Annotated in this window: 22 protein-coding genes and 1 tRNA gene; 4 read left to right on the top strand and 19 right to left on the bottom strand. The window is 70.9% G+C overall.

The window, feature by feature from the left end:
• Positions 1–26: 26 nt before the first annotated feature.
• From AC0VX0_RS04875 to nrdH, 9 genes are all read right to left on the bottom strand, one after another.
• Entirely contained in the window at positions 27–797 is a 771-nt protein-coding gene (locus AC0VX0_RS04875) for a lipoate--protein ligase family protein (protein ID WP_078026105.1), read from the bottom strand.
• Positions 794–1,660 carry a thioesterase family protein gene (locus AC0VX0_RS04870; protein WP_158184471.1) on the bottom strand — a complete coding sequence of 289 codons (867 nt, stop codon included), beginning with the start codon at positions 1,658–1,660 and terminating at the stop codon, positions 794–796. Before AC0VX0_RS04870 ends, AC0VX0_RS04875 begins: the two co-directional genes overlap by 4 nt.
• A gap of 88 nt (positions 1,661–1,748) precedes the next feature.
• Entirely contained in the window at positions 1,749–2,426 is a 678-nt protein-coding gene (locus AC0VX0_RS04865; protein ID WP_036313181.1) for a methionine ABC transporter permease, read from the bottom strand.
• The gene (locus AC0VX0_RS04860) at positions 2,423–3,517 is read right to left on the bottom strand and encodes a methionine ABC transporter ATP-binding protein (protein WP_078026103.1); all 1,095 of its coding nucleotides are present in this window, start codon (positions 3,515–3,517) and stop codon (positions 2,423–2,425) included. The genes AC0VX0_RS04865 and AC0VX0_RS04860 overlap by 4 nt, the downstream gene beginning before the upstream one ends.
• 3 nt (positions 3,518–3,520) lie before the next feature.
• Positions 3,521–4,426, bottom strand: coding sequence for a MetQ/NlpA family ABC transporter substrate-binding protein (locus tag AC0VX0_RS04855; RefSeq protein ID WP_073115374.1), 906 nt, complete (start codon positions 4,424–4,426; stop codon positions 3,521–3,523).
• Between the two features lie 507 nt (positions 4,427–4,933).
• Complete coding sequence (gene nrdF, locus AC0VX0_RS04850; protein WP_152743901.1) at positions 4,934–5,917, bottom strand: class 1b ribonucleoside-diphosphate reductase subunit beta; 984 nt, start codon at positions 5,915–5,917, stop codon at positions 4,934–4,936.
• A gap of 249 nt (positions 5,918–6,166) precedes the next feature.
• Positions 6,167–8,293, bottom strand: a complete 2,127-nt coding sequence (nrdE, locus tag AC0VX0_RS04845) for a class 1b ribonucleoside-diphosphate reductase subunit alpha (RefSeq protein WP_182488475.1) — start codon at positions 8,291–8,293, stop codon at positions 6,167–6,169.
• Positions 8,294–8,340: 47 nt separating this feature from the next.
• On the bottom strand, positions 8,341–8,808 hold the full coding sequence (nrdI, locus tag AC0VX0_RS04840) for a class Ib ribonucleoside-diphosphate reductase assembly flavoprotein NrdI (protein WP_004167610.1): 468 nt from the start codon (positions 8,806–8,808) through the stop codon (positions 8,341–8,343).
• Between the two features lie 11 nt (positions 8,809–8,819).
• Entirely contained in the window at positions 8,820–9,065 is a 246-nt protein-coding gene (gene nrdH / locus AC0VX0_RS04835; RefSeq protein WP_036313172.1) for a glutaredoxin-like protein NrdH, read from the bottom strand.
• A gap of 411 nt (positions 9,066–9,476) precedes the next feature.
• Between nrdH and AC0VX0_RS04830 the strand changes: the two genes are divergently transcribed.
• Positions 9,477–9,782 carry a GNAT family N-acetyltransferase gene (locus tag AC0VX0_RS04830; protein WP_036338933.1) on the top strand — a complete coding sequence of 102 codons (306 nt, stop codon included), beginning with the start codon at positions 9,477–9,479 and terminating at the stop codon, positions 9,780–9,782.
• Between the two features lie 9 nt (positions 9,783–9,791).
• On the opposite strand, the gene AC0VX0_RS04825 is transcribed toward AC0VX0_RS04830, so the two are convergent.
• The 4 genes from AC0VX0_RS04825 to AC0VX0_RS04810 all read right to left on the bottom strand — a co-directional run bounded on the left by AC0VX0_RS04825 (position 9,792) and on the right by AC0VX0_RS04810 (position 14,113).
• Positions 9,792–10,835 carry a hypothetical protein gene (locus AC0VX0_RS04825; protein ID WP_036338930.1) on the bottom strand — a complete coding sequence of 348 codons (1,044 nt, stop codon included), beginning with the start codon at positions 10,833–10,835 and terminating at the stop codon, positions 9,792–9,794.
• Between the two features lie 202 nt (positions 10,836–11,037).
• Positions 11,038–12,108, bottom strand: coding sequence for a DUF305 domain-containing protein (locus AC0VX0_RS04820; protein WP_123244150.1), 1,071 nt, complete (start codon positions 12,106–12,108; stop codon positions 11,038–11,040).
• Positions 12,109–12,230: 122 nt separating this feature from the next.
• Complete coding sequence (locus AC0VX0_RS04815; RefSeq protein WP_063189606.1) at positions 12,231–13,136, bottom strand: class F sortase; 906 nt, start codon at positions 13,134–13,136, stop codon at positions 12,231–12,233.
• Between the two features lie 80 nt (positions 13,137–13,216).
• On the bottom strand, positions 13,217–14,113 hold the full coding sequence (locus tag AC0VX0_RS04810; protein ID WP_123244151.1) for a LysR family transcriptional regulator: 897 nt from the start codon (positions 14,111–14,113) through the stop codon (positions 13,217–13,219).
• A gap of 145 nt (positions 14,114–14,258) precedes the next feature.
• On the opposite strand from AC0VX0_RS04810, the gene gabT reads away from it, so the two are divergent.
• Positions 14,259–15,581, top strand: a complete 1,323-nt coding sequence (gene gabT / locus AC0VX0_RS04805; RefSeq protein WP_036316964.1) for a 4-aminobutyrate--2-oxoglutarate transaminase — start codon at positions 14,259–14,261, stop codon at positions 15,579–15,581.
• A 78-nt stretch (positions 15,582–15,659) separates the two neighbouring features.
• Here the strand turns inward: gabT and AC0VX0_RS04800 are convergent, their stop codons facing one another.
• Positions 15,660–15,971, bottom strand: a complete 312-nt coding sequence (locus AC0VX0_RS04800; protein ID WP_100057717.1) for a hypothetical protein — start codon at positions 15,969–15,971, stop codon at positions 15,660–15,662.
• A gap of 192 nt (positions 15,972–16,163) precedes the next feature.
• Here AC0VX0_RS04800 and AC0VX0_RS04795 point away from each other — a divergent pair, with 192 nt between their 5' ends.
• Entirely contained in the window at positions 16,164–17,597 is a 1,434-nt protein-coding gene (locus AC0VX0_RS04795; RefSeq protein ID WP_073115388.1) for an APC family permease, read from the top strand.
• Positions 17,598–17,679: 82 nt separating this feature from the next.
• Here AC0VX0_RS04795 and AC0VX0_RS04790 read toward each other — a convergent pair whose 3' ends face one another.
• The 3 genes from AC0VX0_RS04790 to AC0VX0_RS04780 are packed head-to-tail and all read right to left on the bottom strand — an operon-like array spanning position 17,680 to position 22,282.
• Positions 17,680–19,065, bottom strand: coding sequence for an NAD-dependent succinate-semialdehyde dehydrogenase (locus AC0VX0_RS04790; RefSeq protein WP_036340938.1), 1,386 nt, complete (start codon positions 19,063–19,065; stop codon positions 17,680–17,682).
• Positions 19,062–20,723 carry an APC family permease gene (locus AC0VX0_RS04785; protein ID WP_036316957.1) on the bottom strand — a complete coding sequence of 554 codons (1,662 nt, stop codon included), beginning with the start codon at positions 20,721–20,723 and terminating at the stop codon, positions 19,062–19,064. Before AC0VX0_RS04785 ends, AC0VX0_RS04790 begins: the two co-directional genes overlap by 4 nt.
• Before the next feature lie 26 nt (positions 20,724–20,749).
• The gene (locus AC0VX0_RS04780) at positions 20,750–22,282 is read right to left on the bottom strand and encodes a flavin monoamine oxidase family protein (RefSeq protein ID WP_041103003.1); all 1,533 of its coding nucleotides are present in this window, start codon (positions 22,280–22,282) and stop codon (positions 20,750–20,752) included.
• 162 nt (positions 22,283–22,444) lie between these two features.
• On the opposite strand from AC0VX0_RS04780, the gene AC0VX0_RS04775 reads away from it, so the two are divergent.
• A complete protein-coding gene (locus tag AC0VX0_RS04775) occupies positions 22,445–23,137 on the top strand; it encodes a TetR/AcrR family transcriptional regulator (protein WP_043276383.1) in 693 nt (230 codons plus the stop codon).
• Positions 23,138–23,239: 102 nt separating this feature from the next.
• Here AC0VX0_RS04775 and AC0VX0_RS04770 read toward each other — a convergent pair whose 3' ends face one another.
• Positions 23,240–24,358 (bottom strand): hypothetical protein, encoded by a 1,119-nt coding sequence (locus tag AC0VX0_RS04770; RefSeq protein ID WP_475451966.1) that lies wholly within the window; start codon positions 24,356–24,358, stop codon positions 23,240–23,242.
• 243 nt (positions 24,359–24,601) lie between these two features.
• Positions 24,602–24,677: transfer RNA gene (locus AC0VX0_RS04765), tRNA-Ala, on the bottom strand.
• Between the last annotated feature and the right edge of the window lie 143 nt (positions 24,678–24,820).

The following is a 24,820-nucleotide window of genomic DNA, read 5'->3' as shown; positions in this document are numbered from 1 at the left end:
GGCCCGCCCGCAGCCAGTCCGTGCCCTCAGCCGGAGGTGCGCGCGCCGAGGACGGCGAGCTGCTCGGCCACGACCTCGATCCCGGCGGCGGCCGCCCACGCCGTGTACTCCTCCCGCAGGGCCGCGGCGAACGCGGGAACGCTCACCCCGGGACGCACGTCCTCGGCCGCGCCCGCCGTACGGGGATCCATGTCCAGACCGAGCTCCCGGTAGACGTCGACGAGCACGGCCCGCAGCGGAGCGGGGTCGGACACCACCACGTGGGTGGAGAACAGGAACGCCCCCTTCACCACGCGCTGCGCGGAGCCGGCCAGCTTCACCGGGTATGTCGGCGCAGGACCCTGCACGGAGAACTCGCCCGGGCAGTACTCCCCCGGAATCTCGCCCACGGAGGCGGGCACGTCCATGCGCGCGAACGCCCGCACGAACAGGTCGGCGAACTCCGCGAACCGGGCCTGCTGCGTGAGCGCCGCGTCCTCCTGCTGGCTCAGGTGGTCCACCACCAGGCAGCCGTGATGGTAGGCCGCCGCCCGCCCGCCGGCCCGGCGCACCGCCGGCGCGAAGCCGTGGGCCCGGGCCGCCGCAGCCGCGGCCGCGAAGCCGGGCAGCCGCGCGTCGCGCTGGCCGAACGCGACCGTCGGTTCGGGCACGTAGACGCGGATCAGATCGTCGAGGGCCCTTCCCTCGGCCGCGGCGGCGCGGAAGACGGCCAGCTCGCCCATGGCCCAGTCGAGGTCTTCGACGGCCCCGAGGGTCCGCTCCTGCACAGCCCAGCGCAGCCGGGGGGCTACGCTCACAGGCCGCCCTCGACCGGCCAGGAGCGCAGGGTGAGGGTCTGCTCGACGTGGGCGAAGGGGCCGTCGTCGTCGTGGAGGACGGTGCTGGTCAGGCCCACGCCGTCCGGGCCCACCGTGACCTGCCCCGCGAGGCCGAGCCAGTGGCCGGTGGGCTCGCGGTACAGGTGGATCTGCAGGTCCACGTTGGGGAAGAACCACCCGCCCGGCTTCGCCGGCAGGGCCGGGGCGATCCCGTTGGCTGCATCGGTGAGGCTGATCAGGCGCACCAGGTCGCTCGTGCTCTCCCCCGCCACCATCTCGCGGTCCGTGGTGAGCCACACCCGGCCGTGGCCCGGCCCGTGGCCGGGCAGGATGACGCCGTTGAGAGAGGCGATGTACCCGCCTCCCCATCCGTGGAGCGCGTTGTGCGACTGCGCCTGCGAGCGCGGCGGGAGGGGCTCGTCCGGCAGCTGGGCGACGGCGGAGGTGTCCGAGGTGGACAGCAGCCAGGCCCGCAGGGTCAGCACGGTGCGGCCCCGGGCGTGGAGCACGGACTCGACGAGCTCGATGGTCCGGCCCGGACGCAGGGTGCGCGTGACCACCTCGAGCTCGCCCGACCAGAGCGTGCCCAGGATGTCGTAGGAGAGCCGTCCCACCCGCAGCCCGGGAGTGGTCTCGTGCGCGGCCACCTCGTGCAGCAGCAGGCCCGAGACGGCGGCCATGTGCATCTCCTCTTCCCGCCATGCGCCCTGGGCGTGCACGGTGGAGCGCACGCGGGAGGTGCGGACGCCGTCGGCGTCCACGGTGGGCTCGCCGAGGCGCACGTAGAAGGCCAGGGGATCGTCGGCGACGAAGGCCGCGGGGGTGGAGGTGATGTCGGTCATGGGCCGAAGTCTGCCAGAACGACGACGACGGCCGGTGACGTCCCCGCGGGGATGTCACCGGCCGTCGTCGTGCGGACCGAGCCGGGGTTCAGCGGCGCATGACCTTGCGGGCGATGCCGTTGCCGATCAGCTGCAGCGCCTGGACGAACACGATCACCACGATCACGGCCAGCCAGGTGACCTCCGGACGGAACCGGTTGTAGCCCTCCACGATGGCGAAGTTGCCGACGCCGCCGCCGCCGATGATGCCCGCCATCGCGGACATGTCCACGAGCGAGATGATCACGAACGTGAAGCCGAGGATCAGCGGGCCGAGGGCCTCGGGCAGCACCACGGCGCGCACGATCCGCATGCGGGAGGCGCCCATCGCGCGGGCGGCCTCGATCACGCCGGGGTCCAGCGAGACGAGGTTCTGCTCCACGATGCGGGCGATGCCGAACGTGGACGCCCAGATCATGCAGAACACCACGGCGGTGTTGCCGATGCCGGTGCCGAGCACCGCGATGGTCAGCGGCTGCAGGGCGGCGATGAGGATGACGAACGGGATGGGCCGGATGAGGTTCACGATGAAGTTCGTGACCAGGTAGACGGCACGGTTGGCGAAGATGCCGCCCGGGCGCGTGGTGTAGAGGACGAGCCCGACCAGCAGGCCGAGGATGCCGCCGAGGATGAAGGACCAGCCGACCATGTAGAGGGTGTCCCCCACGGCGGTCATCAGCTCGGGGCCGTAGTACCCCCAGTCGAGGTTCTGGAATCGGTCGATCACTGGTGCACCTCCTGCACGTCTCCGGCGCCGGCCAGGTCCGCGACAAACGCGTCCACCGCGGCGGCCTCGCCCGTGAGCGCCACGGTGAGCAGGCCGTACGCGGAGTCCTTGGTGGCGGACATGCCGCCGTGGACGATCTCGAAGCCCACGCCGCGCGTCGATGCGGTGCCGAGCACCGCCGAGACCGCGGCGGAGTCCTTGAGCGAGACCATGATCAGCCGACCCTCGGTGCGCGCCCGGATGCGGGCCACCTCCTCGGCATTCGGCCGGTCCTTGAGCGCCGTGGCCACGAAGGACGCGGCGTCGGCGGAGTGGGCGGGCCGAGAGAAGAGGTCGTAGACCTTGCCGGACTCCACCACGCGGCCGCTGTCCATCACGGCGACGCGGTCGGCGATCGAGCGGATGACCTCCATCTCGTGGGTGATGGCCACGATCGTGACCCCGAGCTCCTCGTTGACGCGGCGCAGCACGGAGAGCACCTCGTGCGTCGTCGAGGGATCCAGGGCGCTGGTGGCCTCGTCTGCGAGCAGGATCTCCGGCTCGGCGGCCAGGGCGCGGGCGATGCCGACGCGCTGCTTCTGGCCGCCCGAGAGCTGCTCCGGGTAGTGCTTGGCCTTGTCCGCCAGGCCGACGAACTCGAGCAGCTCCGCCACGCGAGCGCGGCGTTTGGACCGCGGCCAGCCGGCCGTGTCCAGAGCGAACTCGATGTTCCCGGCCACCGTGCGGGAGGTCAGCAGGTTGAACTGCTGGAACACCATGCCGATGCGGGTGCGCAGCGGACGCAGCTTCGCTTCGGAGAGATGGGAGACCTGCTGGCCCAGCACCGTGACGGTGCCCGACGTCGGCTTCTCCAGCCCGTTGATCATGCGGATCAGGGTGGACTTGCCGGCGCCGGAGAAGCCGATGACGCCGAAGACCTCGCCGCGGTTCACGGCGAGCGAGACGTCGTCCACGGCCTTCACACCGGCACCCTTCTTGGCGGCGTAGACGCGGCTGACGTGGTCGAAGACGATGACCGGCTCCCCCGGGGCGCCCGCGGAGGGGCGCCCCGGGGTGACCGCGTCACGGTCGGACGTATGGGAACCTGCCATGGATCAGGCGCCCTGCTTCGCGATCGCGTCCTGGTACTGCTTCAGGGTCTCGTCGATCTGGGCGGTGTCGAGCTGCACCGGCACGCTCGTGCCGGAGGAGAGCTTCGCGGACTCATCCAGCACGGGCTGCTCGTGGTACAGGGCCGCGATCTTCTTGTAGGTCTCGTTGTCGCGGTCCTCGCGACGCACGGCGAAGCCGTTGACGTACGGCTTGGCGGAGTCGTCCTCGGGGTCGTCCTTGAACAGGGCGGTGTTCGTGTCGATGCCGGCGTCCGCCGAGAAGGTGTTGTTGATGACCGCGCCCTGCACGGACTCGAGCGCGTTCACGGTCTGCTGCGCGGCCACGGGCTGCACCGTCACGGTGGAGGCGGCCTCGTCGATGTCGCGGACCTCCGGGCGGATGGTCTCATTGGACAGCTTCAACAGGCCGGCGGCGACGAGCACATTGATGGCACGGGCCTGATTCACGGTGTCGTTCGGGATGGCGACGGTGTCGCCCTTCTTGAACTCGGAGACGTCCGTGTACTTCTTGGAGTACAGGGGCAGCGGGATGATCTCGGTGGTCCCGATCATCGTCAGGTCCTTGCCGGAGGCCTGGTTGTAGTCGGCCAAGTAGGCGATGTGCTGGAACCAGTTCATGTCGATGTCGCCGTTGTCCAGCGCCGGGTTCGGCTGCGTGTACTCGGTGAAGTTGCGGATCTCGACGTCGATGCCGTGCTTCTCCTTCGCGAGCTTCACCAGGGCGCGGTGCGACTCGTTCTCGGACACGACGCCGATGCGCACGGTCTGGGCGCCGTCGTCGCTCTTCTCCTCGGCCTGCGAGTTGCAGGCGGTCAGGGCGAACGCGCCGACGGCGGCCAAGGACAGGCCGGCGAAGGAGCGGCGGGAGATGTTCGAGGGGGTCGTCATGGGGTTCTCCTTGGAGGACGGTGCGACGTCGCCGGCGCGGGTGGGCACGGCGGGTGCGGAACGGTGCGGGGTGGGCCGTGCGGTGGGTGATTCCCCGCGGGGCACAGCACGGCGGGCGGGGGGCGAGAGACGCCCCGAGCCGGAGGCCGGGATCCTTTCGAACGCTGCTCTTGCCCGTCCCCCAGTCACCGCGGGCTCCCCTCGAGGGGTCTGCACGCAGCGGAGGCGGGCCGCTTCTCGGTCCGTTGCCACCCGTGAACATGGGGTTGGCGAGCGGCTCGTCGTGGGACCACGTGGACCCGCCGAGGCGGGGTCCACAGCCGCTTCTCCTGAAGCTGGGCCCAAGCCTATCGCAGCGTGTGCGCTCCATCGGGCAGGGCGGTGACGCGCAGCGTCATACTGCGGGGCCCGGGGCCGACGTGTGATGCCCCCGCGAGACGACGACGGCCGGGCGCCTCCGCGGGGAGGCGACCGGCCGTCGTCGGGACGGGGCTCAGGCGGACGGGATCAGAAGTCCCAGTCCTCGTCCTCGGTGTTCTCGGCCTTGCCGATCACGTAGGAGGAGCCGGAGCCGGAGAAGAAGTCGTGGTTCTCGTCCGAGTTCGGGGAGAGCGCGGAGAGGATGGCGGGGTTCACGTTCGTGGTCTCGGCCGGGAACATGGGCTCGTAGCCCAGGTTCATCAGCGCCTTGTTCGCGTTGTAGTGCAGGAACTTCTTCACGTCCTCGGCCAGACCGACGGCGTCGTAGAGGTCATGGGTGTACTCGACCTCGTTCTCGTACAGCTCGAACAGCAGCTCGAAGGTGAACGCCTTGAGCTCCTCCCGCTTCTCCTCCGGCAGGGTCTCGATGCTCCGCTGGTACTTGTAGCCGATGTAGTACCCGTGCACCGCCTCGTCGCGGATGATCAGGCGGATCAGGTCGGCGGTGTTGGTGAGGCGGGCGTGCCCGGAGAGGTACATGGGCCAGTAGAAGCCCGAGTAGAAGAGGAAGGACTCGAGCAGGGTGGAGGCGATCTTCTTCTTGTACGGGTCCTGGCCGTCATAGCGCTCCACGATCAGGCGGGCCTTGGCCTGCAGGTTCCGGTTCTCACGGGACCAGCGGAACGCCTCGTCGATCTCCGGGGTGGAGGCCAGCGTGGAGAAGATCGAGGAGTACGACTTCGCGTGCACCGACTCCATGAACGCGATGTTCGTGAGGACGGCCTCCTCGTGCGGGGTCATGGCGTCCGGGATGAGGGAGACGGCGCCCACGGTGCCCTGGATCGTGTCCAGCAGGGTCAGGCCCGTGAACACGCGCATGGAGAGCAGCCGCTCCTCATCCGTGAGGTGGGACCAGGACTGGACGTCGTTGGACAGCGGCACCTTCTCCGGCAGCCAGAAGTTGTTGACGAGGCGGTTCCACACCTCCACGTCCTTCTCGTCCTGAATGCGGTTCCAGTTGATCGCCTCGACGAGGTGGGACTGCTGGGTCTCGGTCACGGCAGGGCACATCCTTCAGAAGAATTCGTTGAGAATCCGCGGATTCCGGGGGCTCTCGAGAGCACGGTCAGCGGGGCGCGGGTCCGGGACAGTCTAGGCCCGCAGGGGCAGCGGCAGCCACTCGGGCAGGTCCGGGCTCACGACGTCGTGGGCCCGCCCCGCCCGGCCAGGCGCGCCGCTCCACTTCGCGGCGGGAAATCGAGCGCACCTGCGCTCAGAAGCGCGGAATACGCCGGATTTCCCGCCTCGAAGGGCTGGCTGTCAGAGCATGCAGCTGACGCAGCCCTCGACCTCGGTGCCCTCCAGCGCGAGCTGGCGCAGGCGGATGTAGTAGATCGTCTTGATGCCCTTCGTCCACGCGTAGATCTGCGCGCGGTTCAGGTCACGGGTGGTGGCCGTGTCCTTGAAGAACAGCGTCAGGGACAGGCCCTGGTCCACGTGCTGCGTCGCCGCGGCGTACGTGTCGATGATCTTCTCGTAGCCGATCTCGTACGCGTCCTCGTAGTACTCGAGGTTCTCGTTGGTGAGGTACGGCGCCGGGTAGTACACGCGGCCGAGCTTGCCCTCCTTGCGGATCTCGATCTTCGAGGCCACCGGGTGGATCGAGGAGGTCGAGTTGTTGATGTAGGAGATCGAGCCCGTCGGCGGGACGGCCTGCAGGTTGCGGTTGAAGATGCCGTGCTCCATGACGGAGGCCTTCAGCTCACGCCAGTCGTCCTGCGTGGGCAGGGCGATGCCGGCCTCGGCGAACAGCTCGGCGACGCGCTCGGTGGCGGGCGCCCACTCCTGGTCCGTGTACTTGTCGAAGAACTCCCCCGAGGCGTACTTCGAGTCCTCGAACCCGCCGAACCGCTGGCCGGTCTCGATGGCGATCCGGTTCGAGGCCCGCAGCGCGTGGAACAGCACCGCGTAGAAGTACATGTTCGTGAAGTCGATGCCCTCCTCCGAGCCGTAGTGGACGCGCTCGCGCGCCAGGTAGCCGTGGAGGTTCATCTGCCCCAGGCCGATGGCGTGGGAGGCCGCGTTGCCCTTGGCGATGGACGGCACCGACTGGATGTCGGACATGACCGACACGGCCGTCAGCGCACGGATCGCGGTCTCCACGGACCGGCCGAAGTCCGGCGAGTCCATGGTCTTGGCGATGTTCATCGAGCCGAGGTTGCAGGAGATGTCCTGGCCCACGTGGGCGTAGCTCAGGTCCTCGTTGTACTCGGAGGCCTCGGAGACCTGCAGGATCTCGGAGCACAGGTTGGACATGGTGATGCGGCCCTTGATCGGGTTCGCGGCGTTCACGGTGTCCTCGAACACGACGTACGGGTAGCCGGACTCGAACTGGATCTCGGCGATGGTCTGGAAGAACTCACGCGCGCTGATCTTGGTCTTCTTGATCCGCGCGTCGTCGACCATCTCGTAGTACTTCTCGGTCACGGAGATCTCGGAGAACGGCACCCCGTAGACGCGCTCGACGTCGTACGGCGAGAACAGGTACATGTCCTCGTTCTTCTTCGCCAGCTGGAACGTGATGTCCGGGATCACGACGCCGAGGGAGAGGGTCTTGATGCGGATCTTCTCGTCCGCGTTCTCGCGCTTGGTGTCGAGGAAGCGGTGGATGTCCGGGTGGTGCGCGTTGAGGTACACCGCGCCGGCGCCCTGGCGCGCGCCGAGCTGGTTGGCGTAGGAGAAGGAGTCCTCGAGGAGCTTCATCACGGGGATGACGCCGGAGGACTGGTTCTCGATCTGCTTGATGGGCGCGCCGTGCTCGCGGATGTTGGTCAGCGAGAGGGCCACGCCGCCGCCGCGCTTGGACAGCTGCAGGGCGGAGTTGATGCCGCGGGCGATCGACTCCATGTTGTCCTCGATGCGCAGCAGGAAGCAGGAGACGAGCTCACCGCGCTGCTTCTTGCCCGAGTTGAGGAACGTGGGGGTGGCCGGCTGGAAGCGGCCGGCGATCATCTCGTCCACCAGGTGGGTGGCCAGCTCCTGGTCGCCCCGGGCCAGGTGGAGGGCGACGACGGCGACGCGGTCCTCGTAGCGCTCGAGGTAGCGCTTGCCGTCGAAGGTCTTCAGGGCGTACGAGGTGTAGAACTTGAACGCGCCGAGGAAGGTCGGGAAGCGGAACTTGGCCTTGTAGGCACGATCGAACAGGCCCCGGATGAACTCGAAGGGGTACTGCTCGAACGTCTCGGTCTCGTAGTAGTCGTTCTTCTGCAGGTAGTCGAGCTTCTCCTCCAGGTCGTGGAAGAACACCGTGTTGGTGTTGACGTGCTGCAGGAAGTACTGGCGCGCGGCCGCGTGGTCGGCCTCGAACTGGATGCGACCGTCGGCGCCGTAGAGGTTCAGCATGGCGTTGAGCTCGTGGTAGCCGAGGTTCTGCCACTCGGCGGGCATGTTCTTCGCCTGGCGGATGAGGTCCGCCTCGGTGGGTGCGGTGGTGGTCATGTCCACAGTCCTTCCAGGCCGCCGCGGACGCGTTCGACGTCGTCGGGCGTGCCCATCAGCTCGAATTTGTACATGAGGGGCACCTGGCACTTGCGGGAGATGATGTAGCCGGCCAGGCAGTAGCCCTCATGGAAGTTGGTGTTCCCGGACGCGATCACACCCCGAATCCAGTGACGGTTCTCCGGGACGTTGAGGAACTTGATCACCTGCTTCGGGACCGCGCCCGGCCCGCTGCCCCCGCCGTAGGTGGGGGTCATCAGGACGTACGGGGCGGTGGCCCCGAGGGTGGGCTCCCGGGTGATCAACGGCAGTCGAGCCACCCGGTCCTCGGGCAGCTCGAGCTTCTCGACGAAGCGGTGCGTGTAGTTGGAGGCGGAGGAGAAGTAGATCAGTCCCGCGTCGGTGGGGACGAGCCCCTGCGCCTCGGCCGAGCGGATGTGGCTCGGGTCCGCGGCGACGGTCATGTCGACTCCGGTCAGGCCACCGATGCCGCGGCGGACTCGGCGAGCTCGGCGATCTTGTCCGGGCGGAAGCCGGACCAGGAGTCGGTCTCGGTGACGACGACGGGGGCCTGCATGAAGCCGAGGGCACGGACGCGCTCGAGGGCGGCGGGGTCCTGGGACATGTCCACGACCTCGTAGGCGATGCCCTTCTTGTCCAGTGCACGGTAGGTGGCGTTGCACTGCACGCAGGCCGGCTTGGTGTACACGGTGACGGTCATGGCGATCCCTGTTCCTTCGTGGTCTCTGGTGGTCTGCGGGTGTCGGCGCGGCGCCCGCGAGGTGAATCACGGGGCGTGCCGAACATCTGCGTCGATACTACATCTAGTGATCACAGCCGGGAACCATCCCTACATGTAGTAGTCACACCGCTGTAGTTACGTATCCCCACCCTCTGCCCATCCTGTCCACACCCTGCTGTGCGAGACGATCCGCGCGGACATGCGGGACACGCCGGGACCGAGGTCGACTGTCCACAGCCGGTGGAGATCTCGGGGCCGGGTTCCCACAGCCGGAAAGTCGGGTTCGCCACGTCCGCGAGCGGCGTGTCCGGCCCCCGCGGACCACTACATGTAGGAGCCCGCCGCCGGCCGGCGTCGGAATACCCCGTGACCACCGGGGGTTGCCCCGGCATGAGCACCTCCCCCACCGTCACCCGCAATGACGCCGAGTCCCGCTACGAGCTCCACGACGGCGGCACACTGCTCGCCGTCCTCGACTTCCGGGACAACGGCGCGGCCGTCTCCCTGAACCGCGCGTTCACCATCCCGGTGCACCGCGGCCGGGGCCACGCCGCCGCGCTGACCGCGGGCGCCGTCGAGGACATCGCGACGAACGGCGGCCCCGCAGGGGGCCGCCGCATCGTGCCGATGTGCTGGTACGTCGCCCAGTGGTTCGACGAGCACCCGGAGAAGAGCGCGCTGCTCGCGCCCCGCTGACCGGCGCGGTCAGGCCGCGACGCGGTGCCGGCGCACCACGGCCAGGACGCCCGCGGCCAGCACCGCGACGGCGACGGGCCACGCCGCCGGACCACGCCCGGTCTCGACCGTGTCCGGCACCGTGTGCTCGCCGTCGGCCGGATCCGCAGGGGTCTCGGGCTCCGCCGGCGAGGTGGGAGTGTCGGGATCGGCCGGCTGGCCCGGAGCGTCGTCGAACGGGCCGGCCACGGGGAAGGTCACGAACCCCGGGATCCGCCCGTTCTCCCAGTCGTAGAGGTCCACGCGGGGATCGCCGAACCGCACGGTCACCGTCCGCGTCGTCGTCACGCCGTCCCTCGTGGCCCGCAGGGTGACGGTGTCGGATCCGGTGAAGCCCTCGGGCGCCTGGTACACGTAGCCGCGCGGCCCGCCGGTCTCCTCCTCCGTCACCTCGACGACCCGACCCTCGGCCGGGCCCGCGACGAGCGTCAGCGGCGCCGCCTCATCGCCCGTGTACGAGGAGATGAACACGTGTCGCTCCCCCGGCGCCGCGAGCAGGGTGGTGTCCCAGGCGGTGGGGAGCATGTGGAAGCCGAGCTCATGACGCTGGTCGGCGCGCAGCGGCTCGCCCGGGTCAGCGTCGGTGAGGTCGGCGTCCGGACCGTAGGTGAGGGCGGCCACCTCGCCGCCCAGGACGTAGAGGGTGTAGACGACGGGACCGGTCCCCGACTCGCCCAGGCTCCGCCGGGCCGCGGCGACGTCGAAGTCACCGCGCTCCAACTCGTCGTCGTACGTGAACGGGACCTCGGTCTCGGCGCCGCGGGCCTCCCCCTCCAGCACCGGAGCCACCGTCAGGCGGACGTCGGACTCGTCCACCTCGAACTCGGTGCCGAAGGAGGCACCGGTCTCACCCTCCGCGCCGGCCACGAGGAAGGATCCGCCGGGCAGGCCGTGCTCGGCGGTCCATCCAGCGGGGTGGGCGGGTGAGGCGAGGGCAGGGGTCGCCCCCAGGCCGGTGAGAAGGACGCCGGCGCCCAGGGCGGCGGCAAGGCGGGTCGGTCGGGCGGTGCGCATCGTGCTCCTCCAGGGGTGCGGTGCTGCGACGGGCCGAAGGGTTCTCCGGCTCGGACGCCCGAGGTCGACCGGATGCCGCACTCGCCGCTTCGGCACGAATCTACGCCGCGCGGACGTGAGGCGGGTCACTGTCCGGTGACGAAGCGCTATCGACTCGGTCACGGCGACGCGCGATGCGGATCGGGCCGGCCGGCGCCGCGCGTCAGCGGGACGCGCTGGGCGAGGGGCTCGCCCCGGAGGAGGGGCGCGGGGTGGCCTGCGCCGTGTCGGCCGGGCTGGGCGACGGGCTCGCCGACGCGGCGTCCCGCCCCCGCTGGTCCTCGGCGTCCCGGCCGGAGGCGCTGGCGGAGCCCGACGCGCTGGAGGAACTGGGCGAGCTCGACGACGGCAGCACCGGCTTCTGGGTGGCGCGGAAGTTGCGCACCCGCTGCAGCGGCTCCGGGACGAAGTCCGAGGGGACGGAGCCGCCGTCGGCGCCGGTGCCCTCGATCTTGATGGGGCCGGTGAACCCGGACGGTTCCGCCGTGCGCGCCCCGCTCGACCCGATCACGCCCATCTCCGCGAGCGTCGCGGCCAAACTCTCCAGCTCCTTGCGGTGGCCCTCGACCACGCTGGAGGCCAGCTCCTTCGCCGCGTCGTCCGAGCCGTCCTCCGCCTCCGTGGCGGAGATCGTCAGCGCGCCCTGATAGAGGCGGCGCATCTGGAGCAGGTAGATCCGTCCTGCCTCCTCCGGCTCGGCGGCGGCCAGCACGTTCTTCTCCCGGTCGGACAGGAGTCCGGCGCGCAGCTCGTCGCCCACGATCTCCGCCGGCTCCGCGTCCTCCGTGGACTCGGGCTGCGCAGACGGGGTCGCCTCGGCACCCGCACCGCGCACGTCATCCGAGGGGACGCCCCAGCCCTCGAGCATCGACTCGAGCCGGCCCGCCCGCTCCTCGTGCTCGGACTTCATCCGTTCGGCGGTGGCCCGGATCTCCTGGTCCACGCCGTCCTTGCCCAGCACCTGATCGGACTGCTGGATCGCGTCGCGGTGGTTGCGCAGCAGCAGACCCGCGAACTGGATGTCCGCCGCGAGCGGGTCGGCGGACGTCTGGCTGGGGCTGGCCAGCACGCCCTCCAGGTAGGTGTTCCCCGCCTCCGTGCCACCGGTCTGTCCGGGCTCCTCGGCGACGCTGCAGCCGCCGGTGGCCAGGGTGATGCTCAGGAGCGCCCCTCCGACGGCCACGCTCCAGCGGCGGGGGTGCACGCGGGCGGGGGCGATGTCGGCTCGGCTCATGGGCGCAGGTCCTCTCGGCGGTCGTCACCCGGTCACGGGGTCAAGGGCGGTCCGACGCGGTCGGCCGCCCCGGCCTCCCCAGGGTACCCCTCCGGCCTCCCGGCCCCGGGGTCGCCGCGGCCTCAGGCGACGCGGGTGGCCTGCACCACCCAGTTGTTGAAGGCGTTCCCGGCCATCCCGGTGCCCGGCACGAGGTCGCACGTGATCAGCGTGACCTTCGCGTCGTCGCCCCCGGGCTCCCATGCCCAGCGGTGCGACGGATCCTGGGTGAGCGCCTCCTTCTCCACCGAGACCGCGTCCGCGTCCGCCTCGAAGGCGGCCTGCGTGCCGTCGTCGTATGTCACCACGACGACGGCACCCGCGCGCACGTCGCCCAGGTTCCAGAACACGTCCCGCACGCCGTGGTAGACGACGTGCCCGGCCAGGACCCCCGCGTACCGGGACCGCTCCCCCGGCGTGGTGCCCCACTGCGGCGGGCCGTACCAGCCGACCGTCTGTGGCTCCGGGTCCAGGTCGCCGCCCTCATCCAACTGCGTGAGGTCGATCCCCGCTCCGACGATCTGCTCGCCGTCCTGGTGGACGTCCACGTGCACGGGCGTCGCCGTGACCTCGTCCCACGGGGCGGCGGGGCCGGAGAGGTGGGCGGCCGCGGCGGGGGTCGGCTCCTCGGACGGTGCCGGCTCCTCGGACGGCGCCGGCTCCTCGGTGGGGGTCGGCTCCTCGGACGGCGTGGGTGTGCCGGCGAGCTCCTGGGTCTCGACGGGAACCGCCGCCTCCCGCGTGGGTGACGCCGAGGACGGGCTCGGCGTCGGGGTCGGGGTGGCCGTCGTTGCGGGGCTGGGCGTGAAGCGTGCCGAGGACGGCGACGGCGACGGCGACGGGGTCGCGGACGCCGTGGCGCTGAGGGTGGGGGCGGCGCTGATCGGCACGGCGCCGACCGCCAGCACCCCGCGCAGCGCGAGGAACACGAGTCCCAGGCACAGCAGCACCAGGACCACCCACAGGGCGCGTCGGACGGTGGTGTTCATCCGGGTTCTCCCCTCGTGTGCATCGACGCGGCCCGCCCGGGGCCGCGTCCGACGACGGCATGGTCTCACGCGCTCCGGCCTCAGCGCGGCGCGTCGTCCCCGGGCTCGGCATAGCGGTCCCGGACGAAGGCCTGCAGCCGACGGGCGATTTTCTCCAGCGTCGCGGTGGCGAAGTGGTCCTCCCGCCACGCCGCGTGCAGTCGCACCGCGAGCGCCCGCCCCTGCGCGATGACCCGCACCGGCGTCAGCTCGAAGGCCGGGTCCTCGGTGACGACGGCGACGCCCGCCCCCGTCGCGACCAGGGCCTGGGCCACCCGCCCGGAGTTCGCCTCGACGAGGGCCGGCGGCGTGAGGCCCGCCACGGCCACGGCGCCGTCGAGGACGCGCCGCGCCATGAAGGTGCGGGCGGGTGCGACGACCGGCTGGGCCACGAGGTCGTCGAGGGACACCCGCGTCCGGCCCGCCCAGGGGTGGCCCGGGGCGACGTACGCCCAGACCGGCAGGTCCATCAGCGGCAGCGACGCGACGGAGGGCGGCGGCACCGTCGGCATCACCACGAGGTCGTGCCGCGCGACGGCGTCGAGCAGCGAGTCGTCCAGCTGGGTCTCCGCGACGCGCGGGCGCGGGTCCTCCTCCCCGAAGGTGGCCACGAACGGCAGCACGACGTCGATGAGGGTGGTGCCCGGTGCGGCCACGGCCACGTCCGTGAGCCGACCGGAGGCGAGCGTGCGGGCCGCCTGCTCCGCCCGGCGATGGGCGACGAGGACCTCGCGCGCCACCGGGAGGAACGCCTCGCCGGCCGTCGTCAGCTCGAGCCGGCCGCCGACCCGGGCGAACAGTGGCAGGCGCAGCTCACGCTGAAGCCGCTGCAGCTGCCGACTGAGCGCGGACTGCACGAGATCCAGGCGGATCGCGGCCCCCGAGACCGTGCCGACCTCGGCCACCGTGACGAAGGCCCTGAGCAGTTTCTCCTCCATGCCGGATAAGCATAGCCTCCATGCCGGATCATCACTGGACGGCATGGCCTCGACGCCCCACCATGGGAGGACGCGGCCCGACGCGTCGTCGTCGTGCCCACCCGTCGTCCCCGCTCCCCGTGAGCCGTCCCCAGGAGGCATCCCCATGACCGCCACCCCCGACCTCGAGCAGACCCGCCATCTGGCCACCGAGCTGCCCGGCCCACGCTCCCGTGAGCTCGCCGAGCGCCAGAAGCGCGCCGTCCCAGCCGGCGTGGCCACCACGATGCCGGTGTACGCGGCCCGCGCCGCGGGCGGCATCCTCGAGGACGTGGACGGCAACCGCCTGATCGATCTGGCCTCCGGCATCGCCGTCACCTCCGTGGGCGCCTCCCACCCGCGCGTCGTGGCCGCCGTCCAGGAGCAGGTCGCGCAGTTCACCCACACCTCGTTCATGATCACGCCCTACGAGGGCTACGTGGCCGTGGCCGAGCAGCTGGACCGCACCAGCCCGATCCCCGGCGAGACCCGCACCGCCCTGTTCAATTCCGGCGCCGAGGCCGTGGAGAACGCCGTCAAGGTGGCCCGCGCCTACACCGGCAAGCAGGCCGTGGCCGCGTTCGACCACGCCTATCACGGCCGCACCACCCTGACGATGGCGCTGACCGCCAAGTCCATGCCCTACAAGCACAGCTTCGGACCGTTCGCCCCCGAGATCTACCGCGTGCCCGGCTCCTACCCGCTGCGGGACGGCCTGTCCGGCGCCGAGGCCGCGCAGCGCGCCATCTCCGCGCTGGAGAAGCAGATCGGTGCCGACAACCTGGCCGCCGTGATCATGGAGCCGATCCAGGGCGAGGGCGGCTTCATCGTCCCGGCCGAGGGCTTCCTGCCGGCCGTGGTCGAGTGGTGCAAGGCCAACGACGTCCTGTTCATCGCGGACGAGGTCCAGTCCGGCATCGCCCGCACCGGCGCCTGGTTCGCCTCCGAGACCGAGGGCATCGAGCCGGACCTGATGGCGACCGCCAAGGGCATCGCCGGCGGCATGCCGCTCTCCGGCGTCACCGGCCGCGCCGAGGTGATGGACTCCGTGCACCCGGGCGGCCTCGGGGGCACCTACGGCGGCAACCCCGTCGCCACGGCGGCGGCGCTCGCCGTGTTCGAGGCCGTCGAGGAGGACGGTCTCCTGGAGAAGGCCCGCCGGATCGAGCAGGTCATCCGCGAGCACTTCGCGCAGAACGCCGACGACCGCATCGCCGAGGTCCGCGGCCGCGGCGCGATGATGGCGATCGAGTTCGTGGACCCCGCCACCGGCGAGCCGGACGCGACGCTGACCGCCACCGTGGCCGCGGCCGTGCGCGCCGCCGGCGTCATCCTGCTCACCTGCGGCACCTACGGCAACGTCGTCCGCTTCCTGCCGCCGCTGACCATCGGTGAAGACCTCCTCAAGGAGGGCCTGAGCGAGGTCACGAAGGCGCTGCAGTCCGCCTGAGCCCCCGCCATCGGCGGACCGACGACGGCCCCGCATCCCTGCCCGGGATGCGGGGCCGTCCGCCTGTCGGTGGAGGACTCAGATGTCGTCCTCGTACGCGGGGCCGCCTTCGTTCTCCAGGGCCTCGAGGCGCCGGGACTTCTCGGCGGTGAAGATCCGGCGGACCCCCGTGCCGCCGAACTCGTCCTCCGGGACCAGCCCGACGCCGTACTTCCGCAGGGCCTTCTCCAGACGCAGACGCTCGTCCACCCGCAGGTCGGCCAGCCCCTTCTCGAAGCGGCGCAGCTGCTCCTTCTCGAGGCCGGCCGCGGTGGCCAGGGTGCGGACACTGACCTGGGCGAGAGCGCGGCCGGCGCGCGCCACGTCGAAGGTAATCGGGGTGGGGTACATCAGACATTCTCGATTCTGCAGTTCTCGACGGGGATCCGGTCCATGATGGCCACGCCCCGGATGAAGGGACAAGGGCGCGCCAGCCTAGAACCCGCTGTGTGACAGGCGCGTCACTGACGGAGACGGCCCCGGCCGACGATCGGGGAGAATATGGCGGTCATCACTTCCCCACCCCCCGAGAAAGGGGGCTCCATGAGCCACGTGACCTCCTCCCCGCCCGCGACAGGGCCGGGTCTCAAGAAGACCCTCTCGTCGCTCGACGCCTACGCCATGGGCTTCGGCGCCATGATCGGCTTCGGCTGGGTCGTCCTCGTGGGCGGCTGGCTCAAGGACGCCGGCACCATGGGCTCGATCATCGCGATCGTCTCCGGCGGCCTGATCATGACCGTCGTCGCGCTGGTGTACGCCGAGCTCGTCGCAGCGATCCCGAAGGCCGGCGGCGAGCATCACTACCTGCTGCGTGGCATGGGCGCGCGGTGGAGCTTCCTCGGTTCGTGGGGCATCACGGGCGGCTACATCTCGATCGTCGCGTTCGAGGCCGTCGCCCTCCCCCGCACCGCCGCGTACATCTGGCCCGAGATCGAGTCGATCCCGCTGTGGAACGCCTTCGGCTCGGACGTCTACCTCGTCTGGGCGCTGGTCGGCGCCGGGGCCGCCGTGGTCATCACCTGGATCAACTACATCGGCGTCAAACTGGCCGGCATCGTGCAGACGATCGTCGTCGCCACGCTGCTCGTCATCGGCGCTCTCCTGGTGTTCGGGGCCGGAACGGGTGGCTCCGTCGCGAACTTCGAGCCCCTCTTCACGGACGCCCGGGGCCTCTTCACGGTGATGGTCGTCGTGCCGTTCCTCTTCGTGGGCTTCGACGTCATCCCGCAGTCGGCCGAGGAGCTCAACATGCCCCCTCGCCGCATGGGCGTGATGATCATCGTCTCGGTGGCCGCCGCGACCCTCTGGTACATCATGGTGATCCTGACGAACGCGTCCTCGATGCCCCGTGAGCAGCTCGTGAACTCCGACCTCGTGACGGCTGACGCCATGGCGGCCCTGTTCCACAGCCCGGCCATGGCCAACGTGCTGCTCGTGGGCGGCATGGCCGGCATCCTCACCTCCTGGATCGCCCTGCTCATGGGCGCGGCTCGCCTGCTCTACGCGATGGGCGTCTCGGGCATGCTGCCCCGCTGGTTCGGACACATCCACCCGAAGTACCGGACCCCGTCGAACGCGGTGCTGTTCATCGGCGTGCTCTCCATCGCGGCGCCGTTCTTCGGCGCGGGCGCCCTGGGCTGGTTCGTCGACTCCGGATCCCCGTCCATCGTGTTCACCTACATGATGGTCTGCGTCGTGTTCCTGCTCCTGCGCCGCCGCGAGCCGGAGATGGACCGCCCCTTCCGCGCGGGCGGCGCGACCGCCGGGCGAGTGCTGGGCGTGACCGGTGTGATCCTCACTGCGGGGCTGCTCAGCCTCTACATTCCGGGGATGCCCGCCTCCATCGCCCCGATGGCCTATGCCTTCTTCGGCCTGTGGTGGCTGCTCGGCTTCGTTTTCCTGTTCCGCATCCCGCGCGGGATCACCCCGGGCGAGGACGCAGAGGAGCGTCTGCTGGAACGTCTGGCGCGTCGCTGACCCACTGCTCCCGCCACGCCGGCGGGACGCGGACGGGCCCGCCTCCGGTCACCGGAGGCGGGCCCGTCGTCGTCGTGGGGTGTCAGTCCTGGACGAAGTACGTCTGCTTGTTGACGAACTCGTCCATGCCGAGCGGGCCGAGCTCGCGGCCGAAACCGGAGCGCTTGACGCCGCCGAACGGGATCTCCGCCCCCTCGCCCGCCGGCGTGTTGACGTTGGCCATGCCGACCTCGAGCTGCCGGGCGATCCGCTCGGCCTGGGCCTCGTCCTGGGAGAACACGGCGCCGCCCAGGCCGTACTGGGAGTCGTTGGCGAGGGCGAGCGCCTCGTCCGCGGACTCCACCTTGTAGACGACGGCGACGGGGCCGAAGAGCTCCTCGCGGTAGGCGTCCATCTCGGAGGTGACGCCCGTGATCACGGCCGGGGCGAAGCGGGCGCCCGCCTCGTCCGTGACGGTCCCGCCGACGTGGACGGTCGCGCCCTGCTGACGGGCCCGCTCCACCTGCTCGGCCAGGCCCTCGGCGGCACCGCGCGAGGACAGCGGGGTGAACACCGTCGGGTCCTCGTCGGCGGCCTCCCCGGGCTTCATGGCGTCGGCCAGGGACACCAGCTCGGCCACGAAGGCGTCATGGATGTCCGCCGAGACGATCATGCGCTTGTTGGAGTTGCAGGCCTGGCCCATGTTGTACATGCGGGTCGCCCACGCGGTGCGGGCGGCCTCGGCCGGATCCTCGGCGTCGAGCACGATGTACGGGTCCGACCCGCCGAGCTCGAGGACGGCCTTCTTGAGGTGCTGGCCCGCGAGCGCGCCGATCACGGAGCCGGCCCGCTCGGAGCCGGTCAGGGAGACGCCGGCCACGCGCGGGTCGGCGATGAACTCGGCGATCTGGTCGTGCGTGGCGAACACGTTGGTGTACACGCCGGCCGGCACGCCGGCGTCGTCCATGATCTGCTGCACGGCCAGGGCCGAGCGCGGGCAGATCTCGGCGTGCTTGAGCACGATCGCGTTGCCGAGCATGAGGTTCGGCGCGGCGAAACGGGCGATCTGGTAGTACGGGAAGTTCCACGGCATGACGCCCAGCAGCACACCCAGGGGCAGGTGGCGGATCATGGCGCGGCCGCCCCCGTAGGTCTCGATGGGGCGGTCCGCGGCGAGGGTGGGGCCCTTGTCCGCGAAGTAGCCGAAGATGGCCGAGCTGAACTCCGCCTCCTCGACGCCCTCGGTCACGCGCTTGCCCATCTCGGTGGCGATGATCTGCGCGAGCTCGTCTTTGCGCTCCTCGAAGAGGTCCGCGACCTTCTGCACGATGGTGGCGCGTTCCTCGATGGGGCGGGCGGCCCATGCGCGCTGGGCGGTCTCGGCGGCGGCCAGCACCTGGTCGACCTCACCGTCGGCGAGGGCGGGGAAGGTCTCCACGACCTGGTCGGTGCTGGGGTCCTGCACGCGATAGCCGGTGGGGGTGCTCATGAGTGGGTCCTCTCGTTGGGGTCCCGGACCACGGCAGTGCCGTCGTCGTCCGGACGGATGATCGGGATGGGTCGGGTCGAGTCCGTCTGCGGCAGGGTCTCGCCACGGAAGTAGGCCGGGTGGCGCAGCCGCGTCCACATCATCAGTACCACGCCGATGGCCAGCACGCCCATGCCCAGGATGAACACGGTGCCGACACCGAACACGGAGGAGCCGGAGCCGTAGTCGGGGTCGGTGGAGTCCATCGCGGTCACGCAGAACATCACCAGCAGCACGAGGCCGCCGATCAGCGGGAACAGGAAGGTGGTGAGGGCGTTGCCCACCGAGGTGAACCACTCGCGGCGGAAGTACCAGACGCAGGCCAGGGCGGTGATGCCGTAGTAGAAGCAGATCATCAGGCCCAGAGCGGTGATGGTGTCCCACAGGGCGTTCTCGGAGAGCAGCCGCGTGACGACGTAGAAGAGGCCGGCGAAGCCCGCGCACACCCAGGTCGCGAAGGCCGGGCTGTTGAACCGGGGGCTCAGCTCGGCGAAGCGCGCGGGCACAGCCCGGTAGAAGCCCATCGCCAGCAGGGTGCGGGCCGGGGAGACCATGGTGGACTGCAGGGAGGCCAGGGAGCTGACGAGGATCGCGCTGGACATGATCACGGCAAAGGGGCCCAGGATCGGGCCGGCGAGGACCGCGAAGATCGACTCCTGGTTGTCCGGGTTGCCCGCGCCCAGGCCCTCGGAGCCGATGCCCGCCCAGGAGATCACGGCCAGGGCGGACAGGATGTAGACGGCGATGATGACGAACACGGTGACGGCGGCGGCCCGGCCGGGGGTGCGCTCGGGGTCCTTGGTCTCCTCGTTCATCGTGAGGGTCACGTCCCAGCCCCAGAACAGGAAGATGGACAGGGAGACGCCGGCCGCGACCACACTGAAGTCGCCCGCGGTGAACGGGTTGAACCAGTCCAGCTGCACCGGGGTGGGGTCGAAGCCCGCGCCACGGGAGGACTGCGTCAGGGCGGCGACCGCGAACGCACCGAGGGCCAGGATCTGGAAGGCCACCAGGATGTACTGCAGGTGCTTGGTGGTCTCCATGCCGCGGTGCGAGATCCATCCGGCCAGGGCCAGGTACACCAGGGTCAGGGGGATGTTGACCCACAGGTTGCCGGCCAGGTCCGCGATGGCCTGGCTCCCGGTGATCTGGGCGAGCAGCAGGAACGTGAAGTCGACGGCGACGGCCGCCAGGTTGGACAGCACGATCACGGAGGCGGCGATGAGCCCCCAGCCGCCCATCCACCCGACATACGGCCCGAAGGCGTGCGTGGCCCAGGTGAACGACGTGCCGGAGTCCGGCACCCGCGTGTTCAGCGCCCGGTAGCCGAGGGCCACCAGGAGCATCGGGATGAAGCCGAGCAGCAGGATCGCGGGCACGTGGGTGCCGACGGTGCTGATGGTCGGCCCGAGGCCCGAGGTCAACGTGTAGGCGGGGGCGACGACGGAGACGCCGATCACCACCGCCCCGAGCAGGCCGACCTTGCCGGCCTGGAGCCCCTTGTTGCTCACCCCGCCCGGGTTGAGCAGGTTGACCTGCTCGATGGCGGAGGTGGTCGGGTACACGTGCTCGTGTCCCTCATTGTCGACGACGCGGCGTCGTGGGGTGGATGCGCTCATGAGGATGTCCTTGTCCGTCGGGCCGGTCAGCCGGTGGGCTGCCCCGCGTCGGTGGCTTCCCGCTCGGCGATGGCCAGGGCGGCGGCCTCGCCCATGCGGATCGCGCCGTCCACGTGCTGGTAGCCCTCGGCTGCGATGTCCGAGCACGCGTAGTGGATGGGACCGGTCGGGCGGTTCTGGAGGTGGCCCCAGCGGGAGAGCCCGCCGAGGTCGTAGCTGGTGGCGTAGGCGCCTCGGGTCCACTCCTCGGCGGCCATGTCCGAGAGGAAGAACGCGATCGGCTCGAGGGTCCGGGGGCCGAGGTACTCGGCCATGGCGCCGAGGATCGCGGCCTTGCGCTCCTCCTCCGGCAGGGCCCACATCTGCTCCGCGTACACGTCGGACACGAAGCCGACGAGGGTGCCGTGCGGGTCCTCCTTGCCCGGGGCGCCACCGGCCAGGTTCTCGCCGCGGTTGGTGTTGTCATAGATCTCCTGGACGAGACGGCCCCCACCGAAGCACGTGCCGGACAGGCCCTCCTCGCGCCAGAACGGGGTCTCGTACACGGCGTGCACCTTGATGACCAGGCCCATGGAGATGTGCTGGTGCGCGATCTGCTGCTCGCGCGGCATCGGCGGCTCGAAGGAGATGCGGCTGTAGAGGTTCGGCGGGACGGCCAGGACCGCGTAGCGGGCGTGCACCTCGTAGTCGTCAGTGAGCGCCACGACGTCGCCGGCGGCGCCGTCGTGCGCCACGCCGTTGCGCACGTCTGCGGCCACACCGTTCTTCTCGTCCGCGGTGGACGGGTCCGGCTCGGCCCAGCGCAGGGTGCGCACCGGCTGGCCGAGGACGACGTCGTCGCCCAGCTCGGCGGCCATGGCCAGGGACACGGACTGCATGCCGCCCTCGACGCGCTTGTCCAGGATGAAGTCCTCGTCCACCAGGTTGCGGAACGACCCCGCCGAGGCGGACATGAGCAGCGCCTGGAGCAGGGAGAAGGTGTGGGAGGGCTTGGTCAGCATGCCGGAGGCGATGTAGATGGAGACGTTGTCGATGGCCTCCGGGTCGTCGGACTGCTGCTCCAGCCAGTGCCGGAAGGAGATCTTGTCCAGCTCGGCGGCCCGCGGGTGCTCCCACGGGGCGGCGGCGTCGATCTCTGCGGTCAGTTCGTCGATCTTGGCGATCAGGCGATCCATCTCCCGGTCCGTCTTCTCGGCCACCGGGAAGTCGAGGCCGTCGTAGACGTGGCGTTCTCCGCGCGGGTCCACGTAGACGTTGCGACCGTCGCGGAAGCGGGAGAACGTCGGCAGGCCGAGCTCCTCCACCAGGGAGATGAGGCGGGTCTGGTCCGGGGAGATCCACTGGCCGCCGATCTCGATGAAGTGGTCCTTGCCGTCGGCGCCCTCGACCAGGCCGTTCCAGGTGCGGCCGCCGACGCGCCGGCGAGCCTCCAGGACGGTGACGGACAGGCCCTGGGCCTTCGCGGTGCGGGCGGCCATGAGGCCGGCCGGGCCGGCGCCGATCACGACGACGTCGCTCGTCCGGCGCTCGCGGCCGGCGGTGGCGGGGGCGGTGGTCATGGGGGTGCTCCTCTGGCGGGGACGGGGCATCGGGCAGAGCCCGGGTGAATGCCGTTCATTTAGAGTGTCGGCGCTCACTGTACGGGCCGCGCGCCGGGAAGGGAAGGCCGGTCCGTGGCCGGCCTGACACCTCCTGTCCGTCCGACGGGTCAGAATGGCCGGATGGACGAGACCCCTGAACCGCCCCGGACGCGCCGCCGCCGCGGACGACCTCTCTCCCCCGCTCTGAGCCGCGAAGCGATCGCGGACGCGGCGCTCGTGGTCGCCCGCACCGAGGGATACGAAGGGCTCACCATGGCGGCGGTCGGCCGTCGCCTGGGCGTGGCGCCGAGCGCGCTCTACAACCACATCAGCGGCAAACATGAACTGCTCGTCCTGCTGCAGGACGCCGTGATGGGCGAGGTCTCACTCGTAGAGCTGGAGGCCGCGATCCTGGGCGAGGCGCCCGTCGTCGCCGCCCTGCGGGCGTGGGCGCGCTCCTACCGCGACGTCTTCGCGGCCCATCCGCCGCTGATCCCGCTCATCGCCACCCTGCCGATCGAGGGCGCCCCGTCGACGCAGCGCGTCTATGAGACGGTGTGCGCGGTGCTGGCCCGGACCGGTCTGGCGCCGGAGCAGGTGCTGGCCCGGGTGATCGCGCTCGAGTCGTTCATCTACGGGTCTGCGTACGACGTCGACGCTCCGGCCGACATCTTCGAGGTGGCGGGGGCGCAGGAGCGCCTGCCCGCGCTCGGCGCGGCCGCCGAGGCCTTCCGGGCGGGCGGGGGCACGCGCGCGACGGGGGCGCGGAACCCCTACGCGGACGCACCCTTCGAGGAGGGACTGGACCTGCTGCTCGCGGGCCTCGGCGACTGACGCGCGGACTTCCGACCCGGCGCCGTCCCGACGCCGGCACGGACGCGCCGCCCCTGCGTGTGAGAGGGGCGGCGCGTCGACGGATCTGTGCGCGGCAGGCTGTCAGTCGGTCAGACCCAGACGACGGCGGGCCGCGACCAGCACCCCCGCGGCGGCGGCGCCGAGGCCGGCCAGCCACCAGCCGGTGGACTGCCCCGTCTCGACGGTGTCCGGGGTCGTGTGCTGCTCGTCGGCGTCGCCGTCGTCCTCGACCGGAGCGGGCCGTTCCTCCTCCTCCACCGGCGCGGGCGCAGGCCGCTCCTCCTCGTCCTCCGGAGCCGGGGCGGCCTCGTCGCCCCGGAACGCGGCCAGCGCCGCGGCGTTGTCCGGGTCGGTCAGGTCGAGCGGCTTCCCGTTGAGGACGCCGTCCTCGGCATCGAGGAAGCCGTCGTACGCGGCGGGGATCTCCTCGCCGACGTGCACGGTGACGGTCTGGACATGGGCGACGTGCTCGCTGTGGAAGTCGACGGTGAAGGTGTCCGTGCCGACGAAGCCCTCCTCGGGGATGTACCAGGCACGGAGCTCGGAGCGCTCCGAGTCACGGAACGCGAAGACCTCACCGTGGGCCGGCTCGGCCACGACCGTCGCGTAGGTGTTCTCCATCGTCGGCGCGGCGACCAGGTGGACGATCTCGGCGCCCTCCACCCCGGGTGCCAACTGCATGGCCGAATCCCAGGCCAGGGGCCGGTCCCCGAGGTGGGCCATCTGCGGGCCGTCGACGGAGTGCACGGCCGCCCCCTGATCGTCGGTGAGGTCGGCGTCCGCCTGGAGCGTGATGCCCATGTTCAGCATCTGCCCGTCGGCCACGACGTCGTACCGCACGAGGCCTTCACCGGCCGCGCCGAGCGCGCGGCGGGTCTCGAGGACGTCTACGGCGCCGCCGTCGATGACGTCCAGGGCGGTGAACTCGACCTCCTGGCCGCCCTCCAGGCGGGTGCCGTCCTCGGCCACCGGGGTGAGCGTGAGCGTGAGGTCCTCCGGGTCGTAGCCGTCGTAGGTCTGGAAGAAGGCGGTGGTGACGTTCTCGTGGTCGACGGCCTGGAAGTAGCCGGCCTGGGGGCCGTGGGCGTCGTCCCAGGCGGCGGCGGGGCCGGCGAGGGCGACGGTGGTGATGAGGCCGGCGGCGGCGACGGCGGCGGGCAGGTGACGGAGGGAGGGACGACGGGTGCGGATGACGGACATGGCAGCTCCTCACTGAGTCGGCCGGACAGGGGTGGCGGTCCCCGCCTCTGCAGCGCCGGTGTTCCGGGCTCCACGGGTGGGGACGCCTCGAGTCTGTCCGCCGAGAGCCTGCCGTGAAAGGGCTGTGCGACGTCGATGCGTGATCGACGCTGGACCGCAACCCGGTCGTGACCGGCGGGTCTCGACGGCGAGCTGGCCGTTACGACGACGAAGGCCCGGTCCGTATGGACCGGGCCTTCTGCCTGGTGGAGGTAAGGGGATTCGAACCCCTGACCTTCTGCATGCCATGCAGACGCGCTACCAACTGCGCCATACCCCCAGGTGGGTGGTGACTCCGGTTCCGGTGGACCGGCCGGAGCACCTGAATAGAATATCCGGCCTGCAGGGACCGCGCAAACCGGCCGGGCGGCGTCGATGGACCGCCGCGGTCCCACGGCCTAGCGTGCAGGGGACGCTCCCATG

It is taken from the genome of Micrococcus sp. iso_26, from assembly GCF_056172975.1.
The sequence above is the reverse complement of the archived record's forward strand: the minus strand, read 5'-3'. Positions and strand labels throughout refer to the sequence as shown.